This window comes from Thalassotalea euphylliae (assembly GCF_003390335.1).
Lineage (GTDB): Bacteria > Pseudomonadota > Gammaproteobacteria > Enterobacterales > Alteromonadaceae > Thalassotalea_F > Thalassotalea_F euphylliae_B.
Genome location: NZ_QUOU01000001.1, coordinates 1,573,444 through 1,585,299 on the forward strand (window position 1 = coordinate 1,573,444; position 11,856 = coordinate 1,585,299).

Annotated in this window: 8 protein-coding genes; 4 read left to right on the forward strand and 4 right to left on the reverse strand. The window is 44.5% G+C overall.

The window, feature by feature from the left end; all coding sequences use genetic code 11:
* Nucleotides 1-164: 164 nt before the first annotated feature.
* Nucleotides 165-2,024, reverse strand: coding sequence for a M2 family metallopeptidase (locus DXX93_RS06975; RefSeq protein WP_116007463.1), 1,860 nt, complete (start codon nucleotides 2,022-2,024; stop codon nucleotides 165-167).
* A gap of 1,483 nt (nucleotides 2,025-3,507) precedes the next feature.
* Between DXX93_RS06975 and DXX93_RS06980 the strand changes: the two genes are divergently transcribed.
* Complete coding sequence (locus DXX93_RS06980) at nucleotides 3,508-4,128, forward strand: TetR/AcrR family transcriptional regulator (RefSeq protein WP_116007464.1); 621 nt, start codon at nucleotides 3,508-3,510, stop codon at nucleotides 4,126-4,128.
* 100 nt (nucleotides 4,129-4,228) lie between these two features.
* Nucleotides 4,229-5,239, forward strand: coding sequence for a beta-N-acetylhexosaminidase (gene nagZ / locus DXX93_RS06985; RefSeq protein ID WP_116007465.1), 1,011 nt, complete (start codon nucleotides 4,229-4,231; stop codon nucleotides 5,237-5,239).
* Nucleotides 5,240-5,404: 165 nt separating this feature from the next.
* Here nagZ and dsbB read toward each other — a convergent pair whose 3' ends face one another.
* The 3 genes from dsbB to DXX93_RS07000 form a co-directional block, all read right to left on the reverse strand.
* Nucleotides 5,405-5,923: a disulfide bond formation protein DsbB gene (gene dsbB / locus DXX93_RS06990; protein ID WP_116007466.1), complete on the reverse strand. Its 519-nt coding sequence runs from the start codon at nucleotides 5,921-5,923 to the stop codon at nucleotides 5,405-5,407.
* 123 nt (nucleotides 5,924-6,046) lie between these two features.
* Complete coding sequence (nhaB, locus tag DXX93_RS06995) at nucleotides 6,047-7,633, reverse strand: sodium/proton antiporter NhaB (RefSeq protein ID WP_116007467.1); 1,587 nt, start codon at nucleotides 7,631-7,633, stop codon at nucleotides 6,047-6,049.
* A gap of 225 nt (nucleotides 7,634-7,858) precedes the next feature.
* Nucleotides 7,859-8,785 carry a winged helix-turn-helix transcriptional regulator gene (locus DXX93_RS07000; RefSeq protein ID WP_116007468.1) on the reverse strand — a complete coding sequence of 309 codons (927 nt, stop codon included), beginning with the start codon at nucleotides 8,783-8,785 and terminating at the stop codon, nucleotides 7,859-7,861.
* Between the two features lie 172 nt (nucleotides 8,786-8,957).
* Between DXX93_RS07000 and DXX93_RS07005 the strand changes: the two genes are divergently transcribed.
* Complete coding sequence (locus DXX93_RS07005; RefSeq protein ID WP_116007469.1) at nucleotides 8,958-10,424, forward strand: carotenoid oxygenase family protein; 1,467 nt, start codon at nucleotides 8,958-8,960, stop codon at nucleotides 10,422-10,424.
* A gap of 111 nt (nucleotides 10,425-10,535) precedes the next feature.
* On the forward strand, nucleotides 10,536-11,723 hold the full coding sequence (locus tag DXX93_RS07010; protein ID WP_116007470.1) for an acetyl-CoA C-acyltransferase: 1,188 nt from the start codon (nucleotides 10,536-10,538) through the stop codon (nucleotides 11,721-11,723).
* The last annotated feature ends 133 nt before the right edge of the window (nucleotides 11,724-11,856 follow it).

The following is an 11,856-nucleotide window of genomic DNA, read 5'->3' on the forward strand; positions in this document are numbered from 1 at the left end:
GTGTATTAAGCATTGTGCATTTACATAATGGTTTATATGGCATCGTTCAGCATAACGGCAGGTGTGGAATAAATAAAGTTGGTGCAAAGCGGATAAAAAAGCCCCACTAGCAAAGCTAGCAGGGCGTTTATCGCAGTAGTCAATTCAGTGACGTTATCGCTTCATTAGAAGCCACACTGGCGATTTTTGTTTTGATCTTTTAACCAAGTGTGCAGTGGGGCGAAGTAATCAAGAATGGCCGTTGCGTCCATTTGTTCACTGCCAGTTACAACTTTGTAAGCATTTTGCCATGGCTGGCTCATCCCCATTTCCAACATTTGATTAAGTTTTGCACCCGCTTCTTTGTTGTTATAAATGGAGCAACGATGAATTGCTTCTTCGTTGCCAGCAATTTCACACAGCGCGCGGTGGAATTCAAACTGTTGTATATGTGCTAGGAAATAGCGCGAGTATGGCGTATTGGCTGGCACGTGATATTTTGCTCCCGGATCGAATGCATCAGCTGAGCGCTCAACTGGAGCAGCAACGCCTTGGTATTTCTCACGCAGTTCCCACCATGCCTGGTTGTAGTTCTCTGGTGTTACTTCACCAGAGAAGACTTTCCAACGCCACTGATCAACCAATAGCCCAAATGGGATAAAGGCCACCTTGTCTAGTGCCATTTTCATCAATAAGCCAATGTCTTTTGACTCATCTGGCACCGTATCAATCAGCCCTATTTCTTTTAAATATTTTGGCGTGACAGACAGCGCAATGGTATCGCCAATCGCTTCGTGGAAACCATCATTTGCCGAGCCTTGGAAAAATACCGGTTGGTTTTTGTATGCTCGCTGGTAGAAGTTGTGGCCTAATTCATGGTGAATTGTCGCAAATTCTTCACCGGTTTTTTGAATACACATTTTAATGCGAATATCGTCGGCACCGTCCAAGCTCCATGCAGAGGCATGACACATGACATCGCGATCTGCAGGTTTAGTGAATAATGAACGTGTCCAAAATGTTTCCGGTAATGGCTCAAAACCTAATGACGTGAAGAAGGCTTCCGCACCTTTCACCATCTGAATTTCGTCATAGTTATGCTGTGCTAGTTGCTCTGTTACGTCATAACCTGGATCAGCATTTTCAGGAGCCACTAAATCGTAAATATTTCCCCATTGTTGTGCCCACATGTTGCCCAGTAAATGTGCTGGAATTGGCTGATCTTGCGGCACCTTGTCTGCACCGTAGTGTTCGCCTAGCTCGGCACGAACGTAGCAGTGTAAGTCGTCATAAAGCGGTTTGACTTGGCCCCATAAACGGTCAAGTTCTTTGGCAAATTCATCTGCAGGCATGTCGTATTTTGAACGCCACATAGCCCCTACATCAGCGTAGCCAAGTGATTGAGCGCCCTCATTACCCAGCACGGCTTGGCGTTCGTAAAGTGGCTTCATGGCTGGGCTAACTGTGCGCCAACCTTGCCACAATTCTAACAGTTCGTCGTAATCGCGAGAGGTCGCCATTTTTGCTGACATCGCCACTAAACTAAGCTCTTCACCTGCTTTTGTGGTGTAGGTACCTTTACCGTACATACTGCCCATTTCAGCCGCAAGGTTAGCAAGTTCCTCAGTTTTCGCTGAGTCTTGAGGGGCTGGGATGACCAGTGCTTGTTTAAGGATTTCTAGCTTACGGCGCTGCGCTGGCGCAACTTCGATACCGTCAAACTGAGCGGCTTCCATCGCGTATTGCACGCCTGCTTCGGTTGAACGCTTTCCCGCCGCTGAAGACAAGGCCGCAGTATCTTGAGTAATAAAGTTCTGGTAAATCCACTCGGCGCGTGCGCCTTCGATGTTCAAGGTTTTAATTTCTTTTTCAACTCGCGCTAAAAAAGCATCCGCATCTTTGGCCGTAAGTGCTTGGCTGTTTGCTTTGATTGCGGCTTTGCCAGGAGCTTGTGTGGACGTTGTCTCATCTGAAGAGCCATTACAACCGGCAAGGGCAAAACTTAGTGCACCTGCGATGGCAGTAATTTTGAAGAGTTTATTCATAATTTGAGTTTTATTGTTATCAATAATGCTGGTGAAGGTGAACCAAGTATAAGGCAGTGATTCGTTTTTGAAAATGCCCGCAAGCTGACCTACAACTTAGTTTTGAAGTTAATGTGTAAACTGAATAGCTCGATCCTGTAAAGCGAGGTGCTTGACATTTGGGGAAGTGGCAGCCGATTAACAGAGTAAAGATAGCGGCAGACAAAAAGAACAACCGCGCAGTGAAGGCCGCGCGGTTGGGATTTCATGAAACAAGGAAGTATTGCATTACACTTAGTGAGCTATTTACTTAGAAACGCTCCGCTACAAACCGTTAAATTCAACAGAGCTAATGTCTCTAGATAAGTTTTTCACTAAGTAAATCTTATTGTAGACCTATATTGGCTAATTAGCTGAATTATTTATCATCTTTTTTCTATCTAACTAATAACCAAAGATAAAAAATAACCAAAGATAAAAAATAACCAAAGATAAAAAATAACCAAAGATAAAAAAGCCGAGCGGAGCGTTGGACAAAAAAATGCATGAAACTGAGGAAGTGCTAAATCGATTGATTAGTGTCAACGCAAAGGTGCCGATATTCCAATTGGTATCACTTAGCTGTTGAGCAAAATCTGTAGCGTTATTGCATTTGTGTTTGTTTGTAATTTGTTGTCGATAATTTGGCCGATGGCAATCGGCTAATTACAGTTTGGGGGCAGTAGCGTTGAAACGTATTTTTCAGGTAAAAAAAAGCCCAACCATAGGCGGCTGGGCCAAAAGAAGGAGAGTATAACAAAGTCACTTAACAAGCTTCACCTTGGAAAGTTGGTGATATATTAGCCTTGTCTCTTGTTCTTTACTGTTGGTTTATTGTTCGTGTTTGTTAACAGTATCGAGCAAAAATTGGACGACTGTGAAATTTTGTAATGTGCCAACGTCTAGATAAACAACAGATAAAAAAAAGCCCAGCCATAGGCGGCTGGGCCAAAAGAAGGAGAGTATAACAAAATCACTTCACAAGCGTGCCTTGAAAAGTTGGTGATATATTAATCACTAGACGTGTTTTTTACTGTTGTAGATTTGTACAAAGATGTAATGCTTGTCTGCTTTATGTAATCCTCAGGGCATTTAGAGCACTGAGGATTAGGCATAAAAAAGGCTCAGTGCCGATTGACAGATCAGGTCGCTGAGCCAGGGAGAAATATTGTGTTATCTCTTTGAGGGGGGAAGCAATGGAAAGTTCCCCATTATTTGAAAATATTGCAAAAAATATGAAGCTTTTCGTAGATGTTATTATTTACGCTTGTTTTTCTTTATTTTCAAAAGCCGCTTGCGCGTTCAAATTTACCAAGTTCAAAGTCTCACATTTAAATTAGTGGGTGTTTTAGTATTCGGTGTTGTTGTATATTAATTGACGGTAACGTACTAGGTGCGTTATTTTAAACAGACGTTTTAACTGTATGTTTTAACGGCACTGGATTAAGTAGTAGGCGCGCAAAACATGAGCACAAAAAATAAAATATTAGATGCCGCGGAAGAGCTTTTTGCTAACAAAGGCTTTAATGGCACTTCGCTTAGGGAAATTACAAGTCAGGCAGAGGTAAACTTAGCCGCAGTAAATTATCACTTCGGCTCAAAAAAAGAGCTGATCAAAGCGGTGATCTCCCGTTATATGGATGAGGTTTCCCCTAAGCTTGAATTAGCGCTGCTTGATGTCTCAGCCCAGCCATCGCCGTCGCTTCATCAAGTGTTTTCTGCGTTTGTTCAGCCGTTGCTATCGCTAAATGAATATAGAGAAAACGGCACCAGTACGTTTTTACAGTTACTGGGCCGCGGTTACACTGATAGCCAAGGTTTCTTGCGCTGGTTCTTAACAACTCAATATCCGAATGTTATTGACTACTTCGTGCAAGCGGTGCAAAAGTCTTATCCCGATTTAACCGCAGAGCAAATGTTCTGGCGTTTACACTTTACGATGGGCACCATAGTGTTCACTATGTCGTCTAGCGATGCTTTGTTAGATATTGCTAAAAATGATTTTAGTAAGAACTTAGGCGTCGAAGATCTTATCCAACAGGTGATTCCTTATGTTGCCGCAGGGGTAGCAGCCCCAGTGCATTAAATGCCAACAGTTAAGCGCGATATTTTGTTATTCAAGCGATATTTAATATGATTAAATATCGCTTTTTTAATGTCTTAAACAAATGATTGCCAAGGATATGATGGGACCCATAATGCTTGATGTCGACGGGACATCACTAACCGCTGAAGACAAGGAAATTTTAGCGCACCCTTTAGTTGGCGGCTTAATCTTATTTAGTCGTAATTTTCACTCTCCTGAGCAAGTTGCTGCTTTAACGGCTGACATTCGCGAATATGCCCAAGGCGACATCTTAATTGCGGTTGACCAAGAGGGCGGCCGAGTGCAGCGCTTTAAAAATGGCTTCTCTATTATTCCTGCCATGGGAAAACTGTGGCAACAGGCTGATGGCGCAATGGCGCAGGCGCTTCAACTTGCCAAAGCAAGCGGTCAGCTGATTGCCCTTGAAGTCATGTCGGTCGGTGTTGATATTAGTTTTGCGCCTGTGCTCGATATTAATGACATTAGTGATGTGATTGGTGATCGCGCCTTTCACGCTGAGCCTGATAAAGTGTGCTTGCTGGCCAATGCCTTTATTGATGGTATGCACTCAATTGGTATGAAGTGCACAGCGAAACACTTTCCTGGGCATGGCAGTGTTAAGGAAGACTCACATATTGCGCTACCAGTCGATCGTCGAGATAAAGCGGAAATCTTGGGGATAGATATGGAGCCTTTTCGTCAGCTAATTAGCGCAAAACAAGTGAACGCAGTCATGCCTGCACATGTAATATACCCGGCATTTGATGATAAATCTGTCGGGTTCTCAAGGTTCTGGCTTGAGGACATGCTAAGGGGGCAATTAGGGTTTGACGGTGTGATCTTCAGTGATGATTTATCCATGGCTGGCGCAGGCTCTATTGGCGGCTTTGTTGAACGTACCGAAGCTGCGCAACAAGCAGGTTGTGATATGTTATTGGTGTGCAATAACCGAGCAGCAGCAATTGAAGTGATTGAGCAAGCCAATATTAGCGTATTGCCACAGAGCCAACCAAGGTTACAAAAAATGTTATCGAAAAACCCTGTTCAATATGGGCAATTGACCCAAATTAAAGAGTGGCAACAGGCGCGTCAGCTGCTGAACATCGCTTAATATACTTGGCGCTTGATACATTTGGCATGTCTCGCAAGAAAATAAGCATTCTAGAGTGCCTTAAAGGCGCTCTAGAATGCTTAAACTGCTATCAGCGCTTATCGATAAGCTGCGCAGATATTAGGCCAAGTCTTCGATGGTCCATATTCTTTAGCCTTGCGGCAACTATAGGTTTTTCGCAATGGCAATTCTAGCTGCCAACACCGCCGCAAGCATCGCAGTATAGACACTGTAAACCACGACCATCCATTGTGGCATGCTGTACCCCAAAAACTGCCAGCTTATCTCACCGCAATCTCCCGTTGCTTCGAACAACGCCGGAAGCCATTCATGCAGTGGTGCCCAGCTTGGGAAGTTAGGCGTTATATCACAAGTAAAGAAGAGTGATAGTGACGCGCTTTGCATTTCGACATGCTCAAGCGCAATAATCAGCCCCCAAATCGCACCTGTCCCCCATAAACCATAACCAGCAAGCCTTGCGATCAACTGGTTAGGGGCAAAATAGCCAACAAGGCCGGCAAAAAAGATGGCCCAAATGGCGGCACGTTGGTAAATACACATAATGCATGGTGCTAAGTCCATTACATATTGGAAGTAAAGGGCGGCGAGCTCTAAGCCCAGTGCAGAGCCGGCGAGTAACCCCCATGCTTGCTTTCTAGTGGCAAGATTACTAATAAAGTTCACAAAAATTCCTTATCGTTGTTATTGAAAGTGAAGGCGTTGTTGTTGCAGGCATTGTAGCGAACAAAGCTCGAAAAAAAAGCACCCAAGGGGTGCTTTTTGCTAACCAATGGACCTAGCGTCTACTTAATGAGCGCTTGGTACTTCTGCATCAGATACCGTGTGGTGGTGAATAATGCCAGCTTCGTAGAAGTCAGCTGTTTTACTCTCCAAGAAGCCACTAGAAATAGCAATTAAGCCGACAATGGTCAGGACTATGGTGTAAGGCAGCGCCATCACCACCATGCGACCGTATGATAAGCGAATCAATGGTGCCAGTGCCGACGTTAGCAAGAACAAGAAGGCGGCTTGGCCATTTGGTGTCGCGACACTTGGCAAGTTAGTCCCTGTATTAATCGCAACGGCTAACATATCAAACTGATCACGCGTAATTTGGCCAGCTAGCAAGGCTTTTTTCACCTCTGTAATGTACACCGTGCCCACGAAAACGTTGTCTGATACCATCGACAAGAAGCCATTCGCCAAGTAGAACATCACCAACTGCATATTGCCTTCAAACGTTAATACCCAGTTGATAACCGGCGTAAATAGCTGTTGGTCAATAATTACCGCAACAACCGCAAAGAATACCGCTAGCAGTGCAGTAAACGGCAGTGCCTCTTCAAAGGCATGGCCGATTTGATGCTCTTCATTAACGCCGGTAAATACCGTTGCGAAAATAATAACGGTTAAGCCAATTAAGCCAACTGCTGCCAAATGAAGTGCCAATGCAACAATTAACCAAAGACCAACAATACCTTGCATCACAAGCTTAACCTTTTCGCGCTTAGTGCGCTGCTTTGATTCTTGTGCGTCAAAGTCTTGTAGGATTGTGCGAACGCTTTCTGGTAAGTGTGCGCCGTAGCCGAACCATTTTACTTTTTCTAACAGGACACAAGTGAGCATACCTGCGACAAATACAGGCGCAGTAACCGGTGACATACGGATCGCGAATTCAACAAATTCCCAACTTGCTTGCTGACCAATAATCAGGTTCTGCGGTTCACCAACGATGGTACACACACCACCAAGCGCCGTACCAATGCCAGCGTGCATCATCAAGTTACGCAGGTATGCGCGAAAATCTTCAAGGTCGTTACGCGATACTTCATGAACGTCACTATCGTGTGTGTGGTCGTGATCATGAACAATTTCTTTGCCCGACGCTACTTTGTGGTAAACCGAGTAGAAACCAACCGCAACACTGATAATCACGGCGACTACGGTTAAGGCATCAAGGAAGGCAGATAAAAAGGCACTGGCAAAACAGAACAGCAGCGATACTAACGTTTTTGACTGAACTTTAGTGATGATCTTGGTAAACAAGAACAACAACAAGTTCTTCATAAAGTAGATACCTGCCACCATAAAAATCAGCAGCAGTAGTACTTCGATATTGACGATAATTTCATGCAGCACTTGGTCTGGCGAGGTCATGCCGATAAATACGGCTTCAATGGCAAGTAGGCCACCCGGTTGTAATGGGTAACACTTTAACGCCATGGCAAGCGTGAAGATGAACTCTAGAACAAGTGCCCAACCAGCGACGTAAGGACTGACATAGAAAAATAAAATGGGATTAATAACTAAGAAAGCAATAATGGCGTATTTGTACCACTCCGGTGAATTACCGAGGAAGTTTTTAAAAAACGCACTCATAAATGATTGCTGCATAACTTTCCTTTTTTAGTTTTAGTTTGAAAAGCATCGTGTTAATGACACTTTTTTCGACAAAGTGGCTCGAATATATCACATAAATTTGACAATATTTAAGGGCTGGCAGCAATTATTTGTCAATCTGGTGGTGAAATTGCAAAGGTCAGTGCAGTTAGTACATGTTAACGTGCAACAGTGGTTTTTTATTGAGCAGTGAGGTGTGTTCGAATTTTATTCTGCTTACTAGAAACTAATATCTGTTGGATGTAGCTCTGTTTTACACATATTACAGTTCACCGAAAGTCTCAGATTGGCACCACAGGGTTCGTGTTTTAGTGACTCAGGCGTGGTATGAAAGTCCATTGCCCACTGCCTTAAAATCATTACTAATGGGAATAGTGCTTTTGATTTGTCGGTGAGCACATACTCATAGCGCGGCGGATTGTGTTGGTAAGCTGTTTTTTCAAACAAGTTTTCTTCAACCAGCATAGACAAACGCTGGCTAAGAATATTACTCGCGATGTTGAGGTAATTAGCAAACTCGTAATTGCGTTTTGCGCCCATAAATGCGGCGATCAGAATGAGTAGCGTCCATCTATCGCCAATTAAGTCGCTGATCCCGGCCATTCGATTGTCTAAAGCGGAAGTGCGGCTATTGCGAACACGGCGCATTTTATTGGCGCTTTGGATCACCTTGAGCTGGTGTTGAAACGAATCGTCTGAGGTATACCATTTCACGTCTTCAAACTTTACTGCTTGCCCACAATGGGTACAAACTGTTTCAGGAATAAATGGATGACCACAAGGTGTGTGCAGCAGCGTTATTGGCAAGGATGATTCTGATGCAGATGCTAACCACTGAGTTTCCCAACGCCACGCCAATATCGAAGCACCGAATAATTTTAATCCTTTACCTGTTAGTAAGTAATCATAGTGCTTACTTGTCGGTTTAAGCTGCTGGCGCTTGATAACATCAATTTGGATAAGCGTGTCGAGGCGGCGGCTCAATGTCGCTTTACTTGCGCCGGTGTGGGTGCGCAACGACTCAAATCGCGTTCTCCCCAAAAACAAATCTCGCAAGATAAGTAATGTCCAGCGATCACCAATGACATCTAGGTCACTAGAGATAGTCGCATTCAGGATAAGCGGGATAGAAGTTACGTCAGTCATTCGGTAAGTATATATTTTTTAAACATTTTGATAAACCACTGCGTGCTGTGCGGTGGGCAGCTCTAGTTGGAATATACTTAATAAGGTTAAAAATTGTTCAAAAAAGCTTGTCTTCTAATGCAAGTTGGTTTCATAATGAAAGTCACTATTTAAAGTTGAGTGTAAAATAACGATGAAGACTAAACTTGAACCGAAAGTAAAAACCAGCCTTAAACCTTCGTTACACCCATACTTAACGGGTGCATGGAAGCCAAATAACAAAGAATACACTGCCACAGAGATGGAAGTGATCGGTGAAATCCCCAAAGATATTGATGGGGTATATATTCGCAACACGGAAAACCCTGCGCACCAAGCCATTGGCCTTTACCATCCATTTGATGGCGACGGTATGCTGCACTGTGTTAGTTTTAAAGATGGTAAAGCCGAATACCGCAATCGCTTTGTCAGAACTGACGGCTTTGAAGCAGAGCAAGCAGCAGGCAAAGCACTGTGGCAAGGTATCGCGAATAAAATCACCCCCAAAACCAAGAAAGGGTGGGGCGCACAAGGTTATATTAAAGACTCATCAAGTACTGATGTGGTAGTGCACGCGGGTAAAGTGATGTCGACGTTTTGGCAGTGTGGCGAAGGCTACTTGCTTGACCCATACACGCTAGCGCCTCAAGGAAAGCAAAGCTGGGCGCCCCAAGACGGTATTTCAGCGCACCCTAAGGTGGACTTAAACACCGGTGAGATGCTGTTTTTCAACTACTCAACCGAGCCGCCATATCAACATTATGGGGTAGTAAATGACAAGAACGAGCTGGTTCACTACACCCCCGTCCCACTGCCAGGCCCAAGGCTGCCGCACGATATGGCGTTTTCCAAAAATTACTCAATTTTGGCGGATTTCCCACTGTTTTGGATCCCGGACATTATTCCTGAAAAAAAATACTTGCCGAAATATCACCGCAATATGCCTGCGCGCTTTGCAATACTGCCAAGGTATGGCAACGAACAAGACATTCAGTGGTTTGAAGCCAGCCCAACTTACGTGCTGCACTGGATGAATGCGTATGAAGAAGGGGATGAACTGATTTTAGATGGCTTTTATCAAGATCGGCCAAACCCACCACCACTGAAATGGTGGCCTAAAATCCCCGGCAAAATCATGGCAGGCCTAGATTTACAGTCATTACAAACTCGCCTGCATCGCTGGCGCTTTAATCTCAAAACTGGCGAAGTAAAAGAAGGCCACTTAGATGAAGAGATTTTAGAGTTTGGCACATTTAACCAACACTACGCGGGGGTGAAAAACCGCTATTACTACAGTGTCTGGAATCACCCTGGGCGCTTCTTGTTTTCGGGGCTGGTCAAACTTGACTTAGAAACCGGAGAAAAAACGCGCTATGAGTTTGGCAAGCACAGATACGGCTCTGAAGCGCCATTTGTACCAAGAATTGGCGCTCAAGATGAAGACGACGGTTATATCGTCACCTTTATTACTGACACTAAAGCCAAACGCTCTGAATGCGTATTACTGGACGCCAAGGATATTGCCGCGGGGCCAATCTGTCGGATTATTCTGCCTCATCAGATCAGCAGTGGCACTCACGCTTGCTGGGCAAGTGGTGAGGAAATTCGCCAGTACGCGTAAATCTGCTCACTAAAAGCAACCAACGCAAATAATAAGAAAAATATGGTAGCCAAAGATGCTTGCTGAAATTAGCGCTTGCTGAAATTGGCACTAAACAGGAGAGAAGTTTAAATGCGACAGGCATGTATTGTTGATGCGGTAAGACTACCGCGAGCAAAAATTGGTAAATCGGGCAGTGTCTATAGTGAGCAGCGGCCTGTTGATATGCTCAAGCCACTATTTGATGCGTTAACGACGAGGCAGTCATTCGACACGGCGTTAGTGGACGATGTTATGCTGGGTTGTAATACTCAAATTGACGGGCAAGGGGCAAATATTGCCAAAACTGCCGCCCTGTACGCTGGTTGGTCAGACAGCGTATCAGGGGCAACAATCAATCGATTTTGTTGCTCTGGGTTAGATGCTATTAACATCGCTGCCAGTAAGATCATGTCGGGAATGAACGACATTATGGTCGCTGGTGGTGTTGAACAAATTAGCCAAGTCTCGATGTTTAAAGATAATGGCGATTGGTTCAGCTACCCGAAAGTGATGCAAGCAACGCGCTTTATGCACATGGGCTTGTCTGCTGATTTAATTGCCTGTTTGCAAGGATTTGATCGCCAGCAGCTCGATGACTATGCACTGCGTTCACACCAAAGAGCCGCCTTAGCCGCCGAGCATCATTATTTCAGTAATAGCTTAATACCACTTGAAAAAGAGGGGATTACAATCGATAACGGTATTCGACCAAGTGCTGATATTACGGTATTTAATGCGCTACCAACAGCTTTTGACGATGCCTTAGCTAAAGCACGGCCTATGCTTGAGGCTGGCGGAATAAAAGTGCTTGAATGTCGCCACAGTGCTGGGAGTTCTCCAGCATTAGTTGATGGTGCAAGTTTAGTCTTGATGGCTAGCGTGCAAGCATGTAGCGAACATCAATTGCCTGTGCGCGCTAGAGTGATTCAGGCAAGCGATGCCAGTGCTGATCCCGTTATCATGCTGACTGGCCATATCAAAGCGACCGAAAAGTTATTGGCATCCGCAGGGTTAACCGCAGATGATATCGACCTATGGGAAATTAATGAGTCTTTTGCCGCTAGTGTGCTCAATTATCAGCGTCACTTTGCTATTGCTGATAACCAGCTAAATGTGAATGGCGGTGCAATTGCCATGGGGCATCCGCTTGGCGCAACGGGCGGCATATTACTCTCAACGGTATTGGACGAATTAGAGCGCCAACAGCTTAAACGCGCGGTTATTGCGATTCCGGGTGGTGCAGGTGTTGGTGTTGCAACCTTGATTGAGCGGGAATAATTCCCGCTTTCTGACTCTGTGTATCAATATTTTTAGCCTAGCTTGGAAACACATGAAGTATTAGTTTTGTTTACAACTAATCGCTACTTTTCACTGTAAATTGTTCTTTTCTCCATCCATCCCACTCCCATTT